The following is a 19,486-nucleotide window of genomic DNA, read 5'->3' as shown; positions in this document are numbered from 1 at the left end:
CGATGGACGGTAAGCTGTTTTCGCGGGCCAGCGCCGAAGTCATCGACCTGCATCGCTTCTTCGTCGACTGGTTCGTCGCCGAGCGGGCCGACACAGTGGATTTTGGCCGCTTCGAGTCCGTCATGGGGGAAGGCTTGACCATGATCGCACCAGGCGGCCAGGTCCTCGGCCGCGATGCCGTGATTGACCATGTGCGCTCCAGCCGCGCCACCTGCGACGACGGCTTCGCCATCTCGATCGAGGACATCCAGCCCGGCTGGGAGGACCGCGATATGATCGTCGTCCTCTATGTCGAGGCGCAGTTGCGCGGCGGCAAGCACAGCCGCCGCCAGTCGAGTGCGGTTTTCACCACCAGTTCATCGGCGCCCAATGGCGTCCAATGGCGGCATCTGCATGAAACCTGGCTACAGGTGCCGGAACACTGACACTTTCCAGACGTCAACCAGTTCGTGTAACTCAAGGGGAACAACAATGAGAAAGACGATACTCCAACTCACCACCGCGCTTGCTCTCGTGACGATCGCAGGTGCCGCACAGGCCGCCAACTGCAAGATCACCGTTGGCCTCGTCATGGAACTGACCGGCCCCGCCGGCGAATACGGTCAGGCCGGCGCCAAGTCGGTCGAGATGGCCTTCCGCGACATCAACGAAGCCGGCGGCGTGCGTGGCTGCGATCTCGTGACCGATACCCGCGACAGCCAGAGCCAGGGCAACATCGCCGTCGATGCGGCAACCCAGCTGGTTCAGGTCAAGAAGGTGCCGGTTATCATCGGCGGCATCATCTCCTCGGTCTCGATCCCGATCCTGACCTCGGTCACTGCTCCAGCCAAGATCGTCCAGGTGTCGCCCGCTTCATCCTCACCGACGCTGACCGCACTCGGCCGCGAGGGCAAGACCAACGGCATCTTCTTCCGCACCATCACCTCGGACGCGCTGCAGGGCGTGGCTGCCGCCAAATATGCCATCGACAGGGGCTTCAAGAAGCTGTCGATCATCCACGTCAACAACGATTTCGGCGTCAACATGGTGACCGAATTCTCGCGTGCCTATAAGGCGCTCGGCGGCACCATCGTTTCCGACACCCCCTACAACGAGAAGCAGTCGAGCTATGCCTCGGAGGTTACGGCGGCGATGGGGGGAGAGCCGGACGGGCTCTATCTGGTCAGCACGCCGGTCGATGGCGCCACCATTGCGCGCACCTGGATTTCGCAAGGCGGCGTGCAGAAATTCCTGCTCAATGATGGCATGAACAGCCCCGATTTCATCGAGTCGGTCGGCGCCGACTATCTCAAGGATGCCTATGGCACGTCTTCCGGCACCAGCCCAACCGCATCGACCGAATATTTCGCCAAGAACTACAAGGCATTCTCCGGCATCGAACCGTCGAACCCGGCGGCCGACCGTTCCTACGACGCCGGTGCCATCGTCGGGCTGGCCATCGCCATTGCCGGCTCCGAGGATCCGGCCAAGATCAAGGATGCCATGTACAAGGCGGTCGATCCGGCCGGCACACCGGTCTATGCCGGCAAGGAGGAGTTCGCCAAGGCGCTCGGTCTGATCAAGGATGGCAAGCCAATCCGTTACGAAGGCGTCATCGGCCCCGTCGCCTTCGATAAATTTGGCGACATCACCGGCCCATTCCGGCTGTGGAAGATTGTCGACGGCAAGGTGACCACCGACGGTGAAATGACCACCGACGACGTAAACGCCCTGCAGGCGAAGTTGCAATAGGCAGGCGAGACCGGCCCGGCGCGATCCCCCTTTTCGCTGGGATCGACGCCGGGCAAAGGGGAGTAGGGGGTAGCGTGAGTTGGAGTGCTTGAGTGCAATTTTACGCGGAAAAAACAAAAATTTAGGTACCGCTTTATCTACCATCGACCTCACATCAATCTGACGGTACTTTTCGCGTAGAGACCCGCCGGTGGAAAGTAAGTACCGTTGCATGTTCCTGATCAGACAGTATTTTTTCGATGTCCAGCGTATTGAAATATAAACCGGAAAAGACCCGGGAGCATCGAGTTTTCTGCGGCGGTACTTTGGTCCCTAGCAGGCGCGGGCCGAAGCGACGAAGCCCAGACCTAGTTTGCTCCAAGCCCAAATTCACCTGGTCTGTTGCTAAACTTGCAACAATTCGCGCAGCCGGATCGGCAATCCGGGCGAAGCGCGCAATTGGCCACAACTCGTTTCCCATCGCCCGAGATACTCGGCAATCGGTATGCCGGTGCGGCCGGGCCAGCGATTGAGTGCGCCCAGCGCCTCGATACAGTCCGGCGCCGCCTCGTACTCGGCGAGCACCGTCAGTGACATCGCCTGAGCGAACGGATTGAGGCCGGGTATTTCGATCTCGCTGCGATGGTCGGCGAACCATGCCGCGGCGTTCCGCGTGAGCCCCTGGCCGTCGGCGAGCGCCGCATAGTTCTTGATGATGTTCGCACGATACCCGGCAATGGCATCGCCGAAAGCGTTGTCGCCGGCGAAAGGCGGGTTCTGCTTCCAGTCCTTCGCCAGACGTCCCAGGCCGCGCAGCGAGAAGGCCTCCACCATGGCTTCCTCCAGCCATTGGCAGGGTGGCGCTGGCTTTGCGTCGGCCTGCCAGCTGTTGGCCATGACATGGCCTAACTCGTGGCCAAACTGGTAGGCGAGCTTCGACCAGTCGCGTTCGCCGATGTCGACGATGATCCATGCCATGCTGCTGCCGTCAGGATGCAGCCAGACCGCTGGCGAACCGGATGTATGCTCGTCGACGCGCAGTCGCGTTGGCTGGCGATCCGAGACCAGGCGGACGCCATCCAGGCATGCATGCCGCATGCGCTCGACGACCAGATCTGCTGAGCGTGGCAGCATGTGACCCCAATCGCCGGCGAGTTCGATGGGGGCGGTGAGGAGGGTAGCCTGTGGGCGGGCCGATGGAGACATGGCCGCGCAGACTATAGACGTGGTGTCCCGGGGCACAAGTGCGGCGAGAGTGAAACCTGTGGCGGCTGCGCCAACAACCACCCTGATGGAATCCCGACGCTTCAGGTTAACAATCCTCTTTCTCGCTATCGCCTAAGTCCGCAGGTCCATCGGATCGAGACGAATGAACCTACTTCGCTTGTGCCGGTTATGATCATCCGGCTTGGCTGATAGCCCATTAACAAATACGCATGCATTCCGTCATGAAATCGATGAAGCATACTTAGCCCCACGACATTCTCGACGCTCCACATTGAGATATGTGTTTCGGTGACGTGGCCCTACCAGTCATCTTGAACCAGCGCTTCCGGGGATACCAGCAGCCACAGCATGCTCTCGCGCCGATAGGTTCGGGGTGACGATCGAGAAATTGGGAGCGTGCATGCTTACGACCTTAAATGGCACTCGGTTATCGATAATTTGGTTGTCAACAATGGCAATGAAGCGATAATTAGCGTAATATCTCGCTATAGGGAGATATTTATCGGATTTAGGTGGCTCGCATGATCTTTGGTATGGTGTCCACAAAAAATTCTGCGACGTTCACAGTACCTGCGTTGACTTCATTCTTTTCTACCACCCAACTGAGCTCTGCTGATCAGTTTGTATTGATCGAAAATGAACCGCATCTCGGGAAGGTGGAGAACGTCTCCGTCGTGAGAAATGAGGCGCCTCGAAGCTTCGCTGCGAACGTAAATTATGTACTCGATCTCGCGTACTTAAGAAGCGAAGACGTTTTATTTATGAACAATGACATCATATTCGCGAAAGACTGGCTGAATTATCTCCCTCGGTCACAGCAAAAAATTACACTTCCCTATTGCAACCAACAGGCCCGCTATAATTCAGGGCCCTTGATCATGCAATATCTTATGAACTGGGAGCAGTTTTCTGAAAATTACGAAGCCCTAAATGAGATTGCCGACACAAATCGTATAGCCCAAGGCAACAACGAGTTAGCCCGTGAGCGCCTTATGCCATTTTACTGCTTTTATCTTCCTTTCTCCATATTGTCAAAGGTGGGAAAATTCGATGAGTCATTTGGTAACGGTGGTGGAGAAGATGTGGACTACCGTTTAAGAGCTCTTCTTCAAGGGTTTGATGTAGCTTATGGAGTCAAATCATATCTCCTGCATTTTATGGGAAAATCGACTTGGCGAGGCCCCGAGAGCCGAGAAGGAACGGCCAACCGGGACACAGCATACCGCTCCCGCTTTGCCGAGAAGTGGGGCGCTGACCTGGCGGAAGTTTTCTTGGCTGCCGGCCCCTCAGAGCATACAATCAGTCGGTTACACCTCAGCGATCCCCTCAGAGATGGAGACTTTCGGTCGATTATAGAAAAATGCATGGTTTGATGATATAAATCATTTAGCGTTTATTTTCACCAGTAAATGTGGGGAACAAACCCGGTGCCGTCTCCCTTTTTTTCTATAATAGTCAGCACCCACGAGCGAGCCCCTTTGCTTGAACGGGCGATTCTGTCATTGACCAGACAGCAGTTTGATGACTGCGAGATTTTAGTTATATCTGACGAAGGCAGCCGTGATACCTTCGATGCCGCGCAACGAAATTTGCGTAAGCAAGACACCTTTATTCGACGCAGCGGCCTTCCAGGTCCAGCTAAAAGCCGAAATATTGGCCTGCAACTTGCCCAGGGAAAATTTTGCCTTTTTCTTGATGATGACGACGCGCATACGCCAAACTGCTTGGTTGACGCATTCGATATAATTGAAAAGGCGAAGGGTGAGGTGTTTTATTTTGATTACGAACTGATAGTTGAATTACGTTCGACTTCCCCTCCAGTGACTATAGAGCGAACCGTTAAGAAAACAGACATGGATGATATAGATAATCTCATGTGCTATAATTTTATTCCCAACAGCGCACTAGCGATATCTACAGACGTAGCAAAGAACCAGATGTTCGACGAGCTCCTGAGAAGTCATGAGGATTGGGACTTTTTATTGGGAATACTCCGTTCAGGGCATAAATTTACCCATGTTCCTCTAGTGGGTGTTTCTGTCTATCATGATAGAGAAAATCGCGGGCATCTTAACGAAACGGCGCGAGCAAGTGGCGAGTGGGCACCAGACTTTTTGTATATTTATCGGCGATGGCCGGCAATCACCAATGAACAAAGGAAACTAAGGCATACAATGCTCAAAAGATTGGGACACGATATCCCTTTAGCTTGGCTTTAATTCAAGTTTCTATCAAGGTGGGGATGGGTTTCGACATATCCTCGTAGTTAGGCAAGGATAATCCGGCATTTAAAGCGGACGGGTCGTCGAGGTCCTCAAGCGTATTTCTTGAAGCGGTATATTTCCGGCGCCAACATCCAGAACGCGCTTGCATGCTTCTGCGGGTGCGACCACATGTTCATCGTCTTCGTGTTTGGAGCCCACGGCTTTTTATCACTCTGAGTAAACGACGTCTCGCTTACGTTCATTGCCATTCAGTTCGGAAGCCCGGATCAGGTGCAGCCACTCGCCTTCCCGGCGAGGCCAGTCATATACGGCGGCGCAATGAGCTTGTTGGCTCAGTGACAGTTCGGGTTTGCCGGCCCACGGCGCAGCCAATTCTGTCGCCAAATTTTCAGCAAACACCGCCGCATGATCTGTTGGCTCTGGATTAGAGGGATAGACCCGCGCGTAACCGCCCGTGGTTTCAGGCAACGCGCCCAAGGAGGGCACGATCACGCGGCAACCCGCAGCCATCGCCTCTATCACGGCGAGACAGGCCGTTTCCGCAAAAATGCAGGGATAGGCGAGGAAATGCATGCTTCTCAACGTCACTCGCAATTCGGCGTTAGGCGCCAGGCCGTGATAGATCACTCCTGGCAACGATTTCGCCCGCTCGTAAAGATGCTCGTACGGCGCGTCGTCGCCGAGATAAAGCTTCATCGACGACCAGATATGGAGTTCGGCGTTGCTGGGATTTAGGCGGTCCCACGCGTCGAGCAGCACCGAAAGCCCGCGAAACGGTGTGCTGGTATAGGCGCAGCGCCAGATCGGCTCCGGCTGCCACTGTCGCAGCTCCGTGTTCAAATCCAGCGCGTGCCTGAGGACGACGCAACGTTTCGGAGGGAGCCCGAACTCGTTAAGGTATCGCTCTCGCTGCCAATATGAGACGAACACGAAGCGGTCGACCGTGTCGACAAGCGCCTTGTCTTTGCACCACTGAACCCAGGTCTGATTGGCGTCGTGATGCATCCAAACGATCCGCGGCCGTTTATCGCTTGTGTCATGTCCTGGATGGTTTATCTGTAGGTTGATCCGGTCGAGGTCGTCGCCCAGCCGTTCTTTTAATGCTTCGACCATGAGCTCGGTGCCGGCTGAACGTACCTGCGGAACCCATCCCACGTCGCGGGTGCCGGACTCCGCGATTGGCTGGGGTTGAGGCCCGTTAAGATTGTCGATCGCGAACTGCTTGTTCTTCGCGATCCGCTCCCGTTCGCTAGCCGGTAATTTGCCTTCGGTCAGGAGACGGTCGCAGGCGTCGGCGCATTCAGCGTACTTCTCGACCCAATAGGCGTTGACCGCCAGTTCGTCGAGCAGCCCGTATTGGTAGATCCAATCCTCGACGGACGGCGCGCCCGCCGGGTAGGCGAGCGCCAGGCCCTGCGTGGCGAACCTGTATCCTCGCTGGTAGAGACCCTTGTTGCGGCAGTAGCGTGCGGCGCCGTGCAGCGCCTCGGCCCGCGCCGGCTCCACCGCCATCGCTTCAGTATAGGCGGCGAGGACCTCGTCATCGGAACGGCCGAGCCCCTCCTTTTCCCGGGCGATGCGCAGGAGGGTAGCGAACGTCTCAGCCTCCGACGGAACGGGCGCGGCGGACGCCTCGCCGAGCTTGGCGAGCGCGAAATTCTTGTTTTGAAGAACCCGCTCGCGGACGTCGGCAGGCGCTTTTCCGTCATTCAACAGCCGGTCGCACGCAGTCACGCATTCCGTGTACCTACCGCTCCAATAGGCACTGACCGCCAGTTCATCGAGCAAGCCGTATTCGTAAATCCACGCCGCAACAAAAAGCCCTCCGTCGGTCAACGGAATCTTCAGACCGCGTTGCGCATGTTCGACGCCCTCGGCAAATTCCTTCTTGTCCCGGCAAAAGCGGCTCGCGGCGTGCAGCGCCTCCGCACGTTTCGGCACTGTCCGATTGGCCCGCTCCCACACGGCGAGGACCTCGTCGACAGGCTTGTCCAAGGCGGCCATCAGTTTCCCGGCTTCGAGGAAGCTGACATAAATTTCCTCATCCCAATAGCCAAGTTCCGCGCGCTTCAAATAGTGCGACAAAGCCTTCTCGGGTTCCCCGCAGTCCCGATAGCTCTGCGCCAGATAAAACGTGTAACGCGATATCAGGAACGGGTCGGTTTCGGTTGCAAGCGCATTCTCCAGAACCGCCGCATCGTCCTGGTACTTTCGTGGGTTTTGACTGCGCGCTCCTTTACGTCCCGATGCTACACTGAATCCCTTGGCAGTCTGGCGTGTGGTGTGGCCGGGAGGGGCCTCGAGATATTCATGCAGCACACCCTTGAAGGAGAAGGCCATTCGGTTCCGGCAGATCTGAGGGCGATAATACGAAATGCCGTCTCCGGACAACTCAACGTCATATAAATCCTGTCCCAACTGAGACTTGAATGCGATCGGATCGAAGTCGTGGCCGCTGATCAGGACATCGTCCGCGTCGATGATCATCGCATAGTCGACCCACTCCACCTCGCGTAGTCGCTCAAGGGCAAAGGTTCGGTTGTATGCGAAGTCCCGCCAGGGCTCGTCAATGACAGCGCCTTGAACATTGTGATCGGCGAGGAAGCCGCGGATTAGGTCTTGCGTACCGTCCTCGGAACCCGTGTCGACGACGAGCACGTAATCGACAAGCGGAAGTACGCTGGCGAGACATTGCAGGATGACCGTCGCCTCGTTCTTGACGATCATGCACAGGCCGATGGTGCTCATGCTAGTCCTTGAGTTTTGCGCTGTTCGAAATTGTGGAACGGGAATTCGTGCAACTCGCCAGGCAGGTCGCGGGCAGCGAAGAACGATTTGATGAAATCCTGGGTCCCGTCGGTCGAGCCGGTATCGCCGATGACCCAGCAGTCGATGTGGTCGACAACCGCCCCGAGACAGCGTTGAAGGTTAGCCATCTCATTCTTGACGATCATGTTGAGGCAGAGGCGCTTGCCGTTTGTCATTCGTGATCTATCGGCTCTCGATACGACAGTTGGTGGCGGGACGGTTCGCGGGCTGACTCGCCTTGCGGGATCCGCCTCGATGCAGATTTGCCAGGCTTGGATCGCTCATGCATTTTCCCCATATCGCCGCCCTTGCCTGCCCGACCACCGGAACAGCCTGTATTCATAAGTCCCATCATTCCTTCTCACGGATCGTGCAGGGCCGTCCTCCGGAAACCGCGCTTAACCTTATCCATCGTGGTTAGCATTCAGGCGTCGCGCGCCAGCATACGCGGCAACTGACATCGTCAAAGGACCGTCCGAACTGCAACTGCCGGCATCACTCCTTAGTCTAGCCCAAGCGTTTGCCTGTATACTTCGCCGCCATTTGTTGGCTGTCGTCAAGCGGGGACAGCCAAGTCTGCGGACACCTTGCCAGCATGCGAAAGCACGGGGTGCCCCGGCCTAGCTGGCATTCCCAGCAAGCACCATCGCCTGCGAGGCAGCATGACAATCAACCTGACCAAAACCAATGGTCTAGGTTGGCAAGATTTGGGCCGATGTCGTAAGCTAATGATTTTACGGGAATATTTTTCCATCCGATCCGCGGGCATTGGCCCCACCCTGTCGCCCTGCCCGCTTCTAAATTAGAATTTGCTTAATTAATGGTTTACAAGTTCCTAATTTTATAATTTACTAAAATACGGTGTTGAGGGGCGCCCGCAGATTGCACGGCGGTATGCCCGAATTTCTGCGAAGTTCTCTCTCGGGGAGTTCAGCTAGAGGGTCTGGAGTATCAGGGCCGTTCGCAGATTGTAAGGTTCGTCCGCGGGGCGCGCCAACGATATGTCGTGTCTATGCCCCAAATTTGGGGCGGACGGTCTCCCATTCCCTTGAGAGTTGTCACCGGGGCGTCGGCGTTACGGTAGCGGAGTGGGTTGTGAACCGAGTAATATCGCGTTCGTATCGCAAGGATCGCGCAGGCCCCCGTCAGGGGGGACTCCGCGGCAAACCGCGGCTAGGCTCCTGCGTCCATCGCGCGGTCGGCCTGACGGGGGCGCCTCGGCCTCGCGCTTCCGAGCCCTTGCTCGATCTCTGCACAATTTTTCAGAAACCTGACGCCCGAGGTCGAGGCGATCATCCCCGACGCCGAGTGCCTTTTCGCGCGCGGCGGGCGCCGGCGGGCCGGAACGAACTTCATCGATGCGCGGTCCCACGCAATTTGAACGGCCGATACCGTTGCCCTCGTCGGGCAGCGGGCGTTCGGCATTAAATCGAAATTCTGCGCGGCACAGCTGCCGCTGACCAAGGAGGATCAAGATGAGCTACATAGCAGGGTTTGCGGTCATGGAAGTTGCCGTTAGGGGTGTTTTGCCCATCGGCGACACCACCGAAAATGTTACGTATTTCATTCTGGACACCGCCAAGAGCGCTATCGTCGGTCAGGTCATTCTACCCAAGGCCGCCAAGCGAAGCCTCGCCGTCGCTGTCACCGTCAAGGTTCCGGCCGCAGCCGGCTCACTTGCGATTGGCACGTTTGACGATGGCGGGAATTTCCAGGCCTGCAGCTTCCTCCGCGTAGAGAGCCCCGCTGTCGAAAGTCCCGACGGTGCTGTCGGGCCGTCCGGAAGATGACCGCGCCAATCTCCCTCTCCTGACTGCTCGCCGGCCAAGCCGGTGGGCGGTTTCCGCTTGAACAGAATTCGAAGCCAACAGGAGCCAGTCATGGCCCGCGCCTCTGAAATTCTCTTTATCGATCCTTCGATCTCCGACATCGAGACTGTTATCGGCAATCTTAGGCCCGAAGTCCGGCCTGTCGTGCTCGATAGCCGCCGGCCGGCGGCGCGGCAGATCGCCACGGCGCTCGCGGGGCATGAAGGGCTCGACGCGGTGCACATCATGGCGCATGGCGCGCCGGGGCGGGTCCAATTCGCCGCAGGAGGCTGGTCACCCGCCACATTGGAGGAAGAGGCTGAGGATCTTGCCGCAATCGGCAGGGCGATTGCGGCGCACGGCGAGCTGCGGCTGTGGAGCTGCGAGACAGCGGCGGGGAATGTTGGCGAGGCTTTCGTAGCGGCATTGGAAGCGGCCGTCCGCGCAGACGTCTTCGCATCGAGATCGCTGGTCGGCGCAGCGGCTTTGGGCGGCACCTGGGAATTATCCACACAGGCTAGAGCCTCCGCGCCTTTGCCGCCGCTGACTTCGCATGGTGTGGCAAGTTACACCGGCGTGCTTGCAACATCGGGTGATCTGACACTTGCTGGACTTATAGCTACTGGTAACGGAAACAATATTAACACGTACTACCTCGTCGATACAAATGGTACGACCATTAATACCGACGACACAGTCGTCGGTAGCTTTAACCTTCCATCTGGAAGCAACGGAAGAGTTCCAACTTTTTCAGCAACTATTACAATTCCAGACGTTACTCATACCTATTTAATTTACGATAGTGGCTTTGCCCTGTACGGTACACTTACTCCTGTCGACGCCGACCCCCTTACTTCGGGCCTCCAACTGACCGACCCGCCGAGTTATTCTTTCGTCACCACGCCTATCAACGAATTCGGGCCGGGCAATGATGGCAATCACTTTGCTAATGGCACCCTAACTGTCGCGAGTGCTGGCACGGTGGGTGCAACAGGCCCCGCAGGCCCGACCGGAGCCACGGGTGCTACCGGCGCAACAGGCTCGACCGGCGCAACGGGTGCGACTGGCTCGACCGGGGCCACGGGTTCGACCGGCGCGACCGGAGCGAGCGGTGCAACCGGCGCGACTGGCGCGACCGGGGCGACCGGGGCAACCGGCTCAACCGGAGCAACAGGCTCGACAGGTGCTACGGGTTCAACTGGTGCAACCGGAGCCACGGGTGCCACAGGCTCGACCGGCGCAACTGGCTCGACTGGCGCGACCGGAGCCACAGGTGCGACCGGCGATACGGGTGCCACAGGTTCGTCCGGCGCCACAGGTTCGACCGGTGCGACCGGAGCGAGCGGTGCAACCGGCTCTACTGGCGCGACCGGTGCGACCGGGGCAACAGGCTCGACCGGAGCAACCGGTTCGACCGGGGCAACAGGCTCGACAGGTGCTACGGGTTCAACCGGAGCAACTGGTGCAACCGGAACCACGGGTGCCACAGGCTCGACCGGCGCAACCGGCGCCACAGGCGCAACCGGCAATACCGGGGCAACAGGCTCGACCGGAGCAACAGGTTCGACCGGGGCGACGGGCTCGACCGGAGCAAACGGCTCGACCGGAGCAACTGGGGCCACAGGTGCGACTGGAGCTACCGGGGCGACCGGAGCCACGGGCTCGACTGGAGCAACTGGAGCGACCGGTGCAACCGGAGCCACGGGTGCCACAGGTTCGACTGGAGCGACTGGAGCGACTGGCTCAACCGGAGCAACTGGCTCAACCGGAGCAACCGGCTCGACCGGCGCAACTGGTTCGACCGGAGCAACGGGCTCGACTGGAGCCACGGGTGCCACAGGTTCGACTGGAGCAACTGGCTCAACCGGAGCCACAGGTTCGACCGGAGCCACAGGCTCGACGGGTGCAACAGGCTCGACCGGAGCAACCGGGGCCACAGGTGCGACTGGAGCTACCGGAGCGACGGGCTCGACCGGAGCGACCGGCTCGACCGGAGCAACCGGTTCGACCGGTTCAACAGGCTCGACCGGAGCAACAGGCTCGACCGGGGCAACCGGCTCGACTGGAGCAACTGGTGCAACTGGAGCTACCGGGGCGACGGGTGCCACAGGTTCGACTGGAGCGACTGGCTCAACCGGAGCAACCGGCTCGACCGGCGCGACTGGCTCAACCGGAGCAACCGGCTCGACCGGCGCCACTGGCTCGACCGGCGCAACCGGTGCGACTGGAGCCACTGGCTCGACCGGCGCAACCGGTGCGACTGGAGCCACCGGGGCGACCGGAGCAACAGGCTCGACTGGAGCTACCGGGGCGACCGGCGCAACTGGTTCGACTGGAGCCACGGGTGCAACTGGAGCGACCGGTGCAACCGGAGCTACGGGTGCCACAGGTTCGACTGGAGCAACCGGCTCGACAGGTGCTACCGGTTCAACCGGAGCAACTGGCTCAACCGGAGCAACCGGAGCAACCGGGGCCACAGGTGCAACTGGAGCTACCGGGGCGACTGGAGCAACTGGAGCGACCGGTGCAACCGGAGCCACAGGTTCGACTGGAGCGACCGGCGCAACTGGCTCAACAGGTGCTACGGGTTCAACCGGGGCCACAGGTGCGACTGGAGCTACCGGGGCGACCGGAGCGACAGGCTCGACCGGAGCAACAGGTTCGACCGGAGCGACGGGCTCGACGGGTGCAACAGGCTCGACCGGAGCAACCGGGGCCACAGGTGCGACTGGAGCTACCGGGGCGACCGGGGCGACCGGCGCAACTGGTTCGACTGGAGCCACGGGTGCAACTGGAGCGACCGGTGCAACCGGAGCCACAGGTTCGACTGGAGCAACCGGCTCGACAGGTGCTACCGGTTCAACCGGTGCAACAGGCTCGACCGGAGCAACCGGGGCCACAGGTGCGACTGGAGCTACCGGGGCGACCGGAGCAACAGGCTCGACCGGAGCTACCGGGGCGACCGGAGCAACAGGCTCGACCGGAGCTGCTGGAGCGACTGGCTCAACCGGAGCCACAGGTTCGACTGGAGCAACAGGCTCGACCGGCGCCACCGGCTCGACCGGAGCGACCGGCTCGCCTGGTCCGACAGGGTCGACTGGCCCGACCGGTTCGGGTGGTGGTGACACCGGCAGTCATGCCAATAACGGCCACGGCAACGGAGAACAGCCCGCGCCCGGCAATTCCGGGGACCACAACAATGCCGACAACAGTGGGCATCAGGGACAGGGCAACTCCGGCAACGGAAACGGCGGTCACAACGCCAGCGTCACGTCCACCACGCTCGGGCTCAAGGACACAACGCAATTCCTGCAATCCGGCTCGGCTGACGGCAGCGGCGGTTCCGGCGGCAATGTGTCGTTCGGCCACCTGATCGGGCTTGCCGCGACGTCGGTGACGGCAGACCTGTTGAATGTCCTCAAGACGATCAGCGGATCTGGCAACGGCCAGAACAAGCCTTCCGGGGCGAGCACCGACCTCACCTCGGACCAGACCAAGCATGGCGCCGGCTACGCCAGCAACGACCACACCGTCAAGACGTCGATGAAGGATCTCTTGAAGCCGCACGAGTGAGCGGCGAACGGATCTGGACGGTGACTGGTCCAGCTTGAGAACGGGCGCGCGGGCTTCGCTGTAAAGCGGAACCCGCGCGCCGATCATTCTTCCTTGTCGGCTCGCAGCGCAGCTGCGGCGCCTGGGTCGCCGATCATGGTCATCAGCCTGGGAATATTCGCCGGATTGACAGCAACTGAAAGGAAGCCGGCAAGTCTATTTTCAGGAACGATTTGCGCTGGCCCGACGCCTCAGTATTGATCGAGGCGTGCTGCCTCGTTCTCGGCAATTTACCAATTCCCTACTTAATAGTTTACAAATCGCTAATTTTCGAATTTACTAATGTACGGGTATGGCGGATGCCTGCGGATCGTACGGTCGGTGACCGCAAGGTCTGTGCAGATGGGTTGGACAGGGATCGGGTAGCAAGGCAATTTCGCGCATGAAGAAGGGGCGTCTACAGGGCGCACCGTGACATGTCGCGTCCATGCCTATGCTTCGGCGGAAGGCAGACGGTTTCCCATTCCGGAGTTCACTCGCGAGTTTGCCGTCGAAACATCGGCGGCATGGGTGTCAGGAGTGGGGTGGCTGTGAATCAAGTGTTGTCGCGCGTGCCCCGTGGGGGCGTTGGTGCATTCCCGCGGCCAGATGGGCGCCGGCCGCTGCCGGGCGCTGCAACCGATCGCCCGGATGCGCCGACCGATGCGCCCCGGGCCCGCGCTTCCGAAATCCTTTTTGTCGATCCCTCGGTATCCGATCTCGGCACGATCCTCGCGAACCTGAGGCCACGGGCCGAGGCGATCGTGCTCGACGCCACGCGCCCGGCCGCGCGCCAGATGGCGCTGGCGCTCGAAGGCCGCGACGGCTTCGACGCGGTGCACGTCATCGCCCACGGTGCGCCTGGGCGGGTCTGCTTTTCGGCGGGCGAGTGGTCGGCCGGGACGCTGCACGACGACGAGCTCGACCTCGCCGCCATCGGACGAGCCCTGGGCGGAATTGGCGAGCTGCTTCTGTGGAGCTGCAACGCCGGCGGCGGTGCCGCCGGAACGGATTTTGTCGACGCGCTGTCGCGCGCGGCGGGAGCGCCGGTGGCGGCCGCCGCCGACCTGGTCGGTTCGCCTGCGCTGGGCGGGCGATGGGAACTGAACGTGCGGACAAGCAAGGCCGCGGCGCGGCCGCCGCTGACGGAGGTTGGAATGGGACTCTACGCGGGAATTCTAATCGCCGAGGTGATGGTCACCGGCACCTTGCCGGTCGGCAATATGGCCGGGCCGGTCACCTACTACATCGTCGACACCGACCAGAAGTCCATCGTCGGCCAGGTCGTGCTGCCCAATGCGATGCCGCAGCCAACGCCTGTCTCCATGGCGGTCAAGGTGCCGAACGCCACGGCCGCGCTTGCGATCGGCACGTTCGACGACGGCGGTGCCTTCCTGCCTTCGACAATTCTCACCGTGGCCGCGCCAGCCAAGCCGGCCGGAGCCATGGGGCCGTCGTCAAGATGACCGCGCTTCTTCCCGCCATCTCTTCATCCGTCCAGCCGGCCAAGCCGGCTTTTTCCGTGAGCTGAATTCGAGCCAAGAGAGACCTCGCCATGGCCCGCATCTCCGAAATTCTCTTCGTCGACCCATCCGCGCCCGACCTCGGGACGATCCTCGGCAATCTGCGGCCGCGGGTCGAAGCGATCGTGCTGGACGACCATCGGCCGGCCTCGCGCCAGATCGCCGAGGCGCTGGAGGGGCGATCGGAGCTCGAGGCGGTGCACATCATCGCCCACGGCTCGCCGGGGCGGGTGCATTTCAGCGCGGGCGCCTGGTCGATCGACACGCTGGCGCACGACGCCGGCGACCTGACCGAGATAGGTCGGGCCCTGGCAGAGGACGGTGACCTGCGGGTGTGGAGTTGCGAGACGGGACTCGGCGCGGCAGGTGAGGCGTTTGTCGAGGCCCTCGAGGACGCTACCGGGGTCTATGTCGGCGCCGCCAGTGCCTTGGTCGGCGCGACCGCCCTGGGCGGGCGATGGGATCTGGCGGGCGGGCAAGCGGCACCGCTGACGGCGACAGGGATGGCGAGCTATTCTGGCATCTTGAGCGTGGAAGTTACCCTTAACGGGACGCTTGATTCAGCCGCGAATGTTGCAGGCAGTGTCTTTGCTGTCGAATACTATGTAACCAATTCTGCCGGCGCTATTGTTGCCAGTTTCTCTCTTCCGTCTGAGGCCATTTCCCCCTTCAACACAGTTTCGTTAATAATAAATGTTCCGTCGACTGGAGTGTCGACAACATATACGATTACCGCGCTCGTTCCAAGTTCTGCTAACAACTCAAATAATCGTGATTTTGACCAAGTTCCGGCGGGCAACTTTACGGTTCCGGCTTCTGGAATTGGTACAGTTACGATTGCTGGTGCGGACGCCGTTAACAGCAACGGTGTCTTTGCGGTAAACACTTCATCTGCTGGAACAAATATTGGCCCCACTGGTAATACCGGCGCTACGGGTTCTACCGGAGCCACCGGAGCCACCGGAGCAACTGGTGCTATCGGTTCGAGTGGCGCTACGGGTTCGACCGGGGCTACCGGCTCAACAGGTGCAACCGGCGCCACGGGCGCGACCGGCGCTACGGGTTCGACTGGAGCGACCGGTTTGACGGGGGCCACAGGTTCAACCGGCGCCACGGGTTCGACCGGCGCTACGGGTTCGACTGGAGCGACCGGTTTGACGGGGGCCACAGGTTCAACCGGCGCCACGGGTTCGACTGGAGCGACCGGTTTGACGGGGGCCACAGGTTCAACCGGCGCTACGGGCGCGACCGGCGCCACGGGTTCGACTGGAGCCACCGGCTCGACGGGTGCCACAGGTGCGACGGGCGCCACGGGCTCAACCGGAGCAACCGGGGCCACAGGCGCGGCTGGCGATACGGGCGCCACCGGTTCGACTGGCGCGACCGGAGCCACGGGTGCGATCGGAGCAACCGGGGCCACAGGCGCGACTGGCGATACGGGCGCCACCGGTTCGACTGGCGCGACCGGTGATACGGGCGCCACAGGTTCGACTGGAGCCACAGGCGCAACGGGCGCGACTGGCGATACGGGTGCCACGGGTTCGACCGGAGCCACAGGCGCGACTGGCGATACAGGCGCAACAGGTTCGACTGGTGCAACCGGAGCCACGGGTGCAACCGGTGATACGGGCGCCACAGGTGCGACCGGAGCAACTGGAGCCACAGGCGCGACCGGAGCAACCGGGGCCACAGGCGCGACTGGCGATACAGGCGCCACGGGCCCGACCGGAGCAACCGGAGCCACAGGCGCGACTGGCGATACAGGCGCCACGGGCTCGACTGGAGCAACAGGCTCGACCGGAGCAACCGGCGCCACAGGTGCGACCGGCGCTACAGGTTCGACTGGCGCAACCGGTGATACAGGCGCGACCGGCGATACGGGTGCAACAGGTTCGACTGGAGCCACCGGAGCCACAGGTGCGACTGGCGATACGGGCGCCACAGGCTCGACCGGAGCAACCGGAGCCACAGGCGCGACCGGCGATACCGGCGCCACAGGTTCGACTGGAGCAACTGGAGCCACAGGTGCGACCGGCGATACGGGCGCGACGGGCTCGACCGGGGCAACTGGGGCCACAGGTGCAACCGGCGCCACAGGCGCGACCGGTGATACGGGTGCCACAGGCTCGACTGGTGCGACTGGAGCCACAGGTGCAACGGGCGCCACGGGTTCGATCGGGGCAACCGGAGCCACAGGTGCAACCGGCGATACAGGCGCGACAGGCTCGACTGGAGCCACCGGTGCGACCGGATCTACCGGTGCAACCGGAGCCACGGGTGCGACTGGCGATACGGGCGCGACGGGCTCTACCGGTGCAACCGGAGCCACAGGTGCGACCGGCGATGCGGGCGCGACGGGCTCTACCGGTGCAACCGGAGCCACAGGCGCGACCGGAGCTACAGGCGCGACGGGCTCTACCGGGGCCACTGGCGATACCGGCGCGACCGGAGCGACTGGCGCGACCGGATCTACTGGTGCCACGGGTGCGACTGGCGATACGGGCGCGACGGGCTCTACCGGTGCAACCGGAGCCACAGGTGCGACCGGCGATACAGGCGCCACAGGCGCGACTGGTGCGACCGGCGATACAGGTGCCACAGGCTCGACCGGAGCAACCGGCGATACCGGCGCTACAGGTTCGACGGGCGCAACCGGAGCCACAGGTGCGACCGGCGATACCGGCGCCACGGGCTCGACCGGGGCAACTGGAGCCACAGGTGCGACCGGTGATACAGGTGCGACGGGCTCGACAGGTGCGACTGGAGACACCGGCGCGACTGGCGATACGGGTGCCACGGGTTCGACCGGAGCCACAGGCGCGACTGGCGATACAGGCGCAACAGGTTCGACTGGTGCAACCGGAGCCACGGGTGCAACCGGTGATACGGGCGCCACAGGTGCGACCGGAGCAACTGGAGCCACAGGCGCGACCGGAGCAACCGGGGCCACAGGCGCGACTGGCGATACAGGCGCCACGGGCCCGACCGGAGCAACCGGAGCCACAGGCGCGACTGGCGATACAGGCGCCACGGGCTCGACCGGAGCAACCGGAGCCACAGGCGCGACTGGCGATACAGGCGCCACGGGCTCGACTGGAGCAACAGGCTCGACCGGAGCAACCGGCGCCACAGGTGCGACCGGCGCTACAGGTTCGACTGGCGCAACCGGTGATACAGGCGCGACCGGCGATACGGGTGCAACAGGTTCGACTGGAGCAACCGGAGCCACGGGCGCGACCGGCGACACGGGTGCCACAGGTGCGACTGGCGACACGGGCGCCACAGGTTCGACTGGAGCAACTGGAGCCACAGGTGCCACCGGCGATACGGGTGCAACAGGTTCGACTGGAGCAACCGGAGCCACGGGCGCCACCGGCGACACGGGTGCCACAGGTTCGACTGGAGCAACCGGAGCCACAGGTGCGACCGGCGATACGGGTGCAACAGGTTCTACCGGCGCGACCGGCTCGACAGGCGCGACCGGCGATACAGGCGCCACTGGTTCGACTGGAGCCACGGGCTCAACTGGAGCTACCGGCGCCACAGGTGCGACCGGCGATACCGGCGCCACAGGCTCGACTGGAGCAACCGGAGCCACAGGTGCGACCGGTAATACCGGTGCCACGGGTTCGACCGGAGCAACCGGAGCCACAGGCGCGACTGGTGATACAGGCGCGACCGGAGCCACAGGCGCGACCGGCGATACAGGCGCTACGGGCTCGACTGGTGCAACCGGAGCCACGGGTGCGACCGGCGACACGGGCGCCACAGGTTCGACTGGAGCGACTGGCGATACAGGCGCTACAGGTTCGACCGGCGCAACTGGAGCCACGGGTGCGACTGGCGATACAGGCGCCACGGGCTCGACTGGAGCAACCGGAGCCACAGGTGCGACTGGTAATACGGGCGCCACAGGTTCGACTGGCGCGACCGGAGCCACAGGCGCGACCGGCGATACAGGTGCGACAGGCTCGACCGGAGCAACTGGCGCCACAGGTGCGACCGGCGATACAGGTGCCACAGGCTCGACCGGAGCAACCGGCGATACAGGCGCCACGGGTTCGACCGGAGCGACAGGTTCGACCGGTGATACGGGCGCCACCGGCGCCACAGGCTCGACCGGCGCAACAGGTGATACCGGCGCCACGGGTTCGACTGGAGCCACCGGAGCTACAGGCGCGACCGGTGATACGGGCGCCACAGGCTCGACCGGAGCAACCGGGGCCACAGGCGCGACTGGTGATACAGGCGCGACCGGCTCGACCGGCGCGACCGGAGCCACCGGCGCAACCGGCGATACAGGTTCCACTGGAGCAACCGGCGCCACAGGCGATACAGGTTCGACTGGTGCGACCGGAGCGACCGGAGCGACTGGTGCGACTGGCGCGACCGGAGCCACAGGTGCGACTGGCGATACGGGCTCGACTGGAGCCACCGGCGCAACCGGCGATACGGGCGCCACAGGCTCGACCGGTGCAACTGGAGCTACAGGTGCGACCGGCGCAACCGGAGCTACAGGTTCGACTGGAGCCACCGGAGCTACAGGCGCGACCGGTGATACGGGCGCCACAGGCTCGACCGGAGCAACCGGGGC

The 19,486-nt window shown here is 61.9% G+C and carries 11 protein-coding genes and 2 pseudogenes; 9 read left to right on the top strand and 4 right to left on the bottom strand.

Annotation, left to right across the window (positions count from 1 at the left end):
* The first annotated feature begins 2 nt into the window (after positions 1 to 2).
* A complete protein-coding gene (locus tag LB556_RS25165) occupies positions 3 to 425 on the top strand; it encodes a DUF4440 domain-containing protein (RefSeq protein WP_224570297.1) in 423 nt (140 codons plus the stop codon).
* Between the two features lie 46 nt (positions 426 to 471).
* Positions 472 to 1,731: an ABC transporter substrate-binding protein gene (locus tag LB556_RS25160; protein ID WP_224570296.1), complete on the top strand. Its 1,260-nt coding sequence runs from the start codon at positions 472 to 474 to the stop codon at positions 1,729 to 1,731.
* 384 nt (positions 1,732 to 2,115) lie between these two features.
* On the opposite strand, the gene LB556_RS25155 is transcribed toward LB556_RS25160, so the two are convergent.
* Positions 2,116 to 2,844, bottom strand: a complete 729-nt coding sequence (locus tag LB556_RS25155; RefSeq protein WP_224570295.1) for a hypothetical protein — start codon at positions 2,842 to 2,844, stop codon at positions 2,116 to 2,118.
* A gap of 614 nt (positions 2,845 to 3,458) precedes the next feature.
* Between LB556_RS25155 and LB556_RS25150 the strand changes: the two genes are divergently transcribed.
* Both LB556_RS25150 and LB556_RS25145 read left to right on the top strand, forming a co-directional pair.
* Entirely contained in the window at positions 3,459 to 4,310 is an 852-nt protein-coding gene (locus tag LB556_RS25150) for a glycosyltransferase family 2 protein (protein WP_224570294.1), read from the top strand.
* A gap of 36 nt (positions 4,311 to 4,346) precedes the next feature.
* The gene (locus LB556_RS25145; protein WP_224570293.1) at positions 4,347 to 5,156 is read left to right on the top strand and encodes a glycosyltransferase family 2 protein; all 810 of its coding nucleotides are present in this window, start codon (positions 4,347 to 4,349) and stop codon (positions 5,154 to 5,156) included.
* A gap of 213 nt (positions 5,157 to 5,369) precedes the next feature.
* Here LB556_RS25145 and LB556_RS25140 read toward each other — a convergent pair whose 3' ends face one another.
* Both LB556_RS25140 and LB556_RS25135 read right to left on the bottom strand, forming a co-directional pair.
* Positions 5,370 to 7,910, bottom strand: coding sequence for a glycosyltransferase (locus LB556_RS25140; protein WP_224570292.1), 2,541 nt, complete (start codon positions 7,908 to 7,910; stop codon positions 5,370 to 5,372).
* Positions 7,907 to 8,146 (bottom strand): hypothetical protein, encoded by a 240-nt coding sequence (locus LB556_RS25135; protein WP_224570291.1) that lies wholly within the window; start codon positions 8,144 to 8,146, stop codon positions 7,907 to 7,909. Before LB556_RS25135 ends, LB556_RS25140 begins: the two co-directional genes overlap by 4 nt.
* A gap of 1,299 nt (positions 8,147 to 9,445) precedes the next feature.
* Here LB556_RS25135 and LB556_RS25130 point away from each other — a divergent pair.
* From LB556_RS25130 to LB556_RS31900, 5 genes and pseudogenes are all read left to right on the top strand, one after another.
* Positions 9,446 to 9,760, top strand: coding sequence for a hypothetical protein (locus LB556_RS25130; RefSeq protein ID WP_224570290.1), 315 nt, complete (start codon positions 9,446 to 9,448; stop codon positions 9,758 to 9,760).
* A 90-nt stretch (positions 9,761 to 9,850) separates the two neighbouring features.
* Positions 9,851 to 10,348 (top strand): annotated as a pseudogene (locus tag LB556_RS31910) (DUF4347 domain-containing protein); the annotation flags it as partial.
* A 2,784-nt stretch (positions 10,349 to 13,132) separates the two neighbouring features.
* The gene (locus tag LB556_RS31905; RefSeq protein WP_224570400.1) at positions 13,133 to 13,351 is read left to right on the top strand and encodes a hypothetical protein; all 219 of its coding nucleotides are present in this window, start codon (positions 13,133 to 13,135) and stop codon (positions 13,349 to 13,351) included.
* Positions 13,352 to 13,914: 563 nt separating this feature from the next.
* Complete coding sequence (locus tag LB556_RS25115) at positions 13,915 to 14,835, top strand: DUF4347 domain-containing protein (RefSeq protein WP_224570289.1); 921 nt, start codon at positions 13,915 to 13,917, stop codon at positions 14,833 to 14,835.
* Between the two features lie 89 nt (positions 14,836 to 14,924).
* Positions 14,925 to 15,359, top strand: a pseudogene (locus LB556_RS31900) (DUF4347 domain-containing protein); the annotation flags it as partial.
* Positions 15,360 to 15,493: 134 nt separating this feature from the next.
* On the opposite strand, the gene LB556_RS31895 reads toward LB556_RS31900, so the two are convergent.
* Positions 15,494 to 15,844, bottom strand: coding sequence for a hypothetical protein (locus tag LB556_RS31895; RefSeq protein WP_224570399.1), 351 nt, complete (start codon positions 15,842 to 15,844; stop codon positions 15,494 to 15,496).
* Positions 15,845 to 19,486: the final 3,642 nt, after the last annotated feature.

The organism is Mesorhizobium sp. ES1-4 (assembly GCF_020164745.1).
Classification (GTDB): Bacteria; Pseudomonadota; Alphaproteobacteria; order Rhizobiales; family Rhizobiaceae; genus Mesorhizobium.
This window is presented reverse-complemented; position numbering and strand designations above follow the sequence as displayed.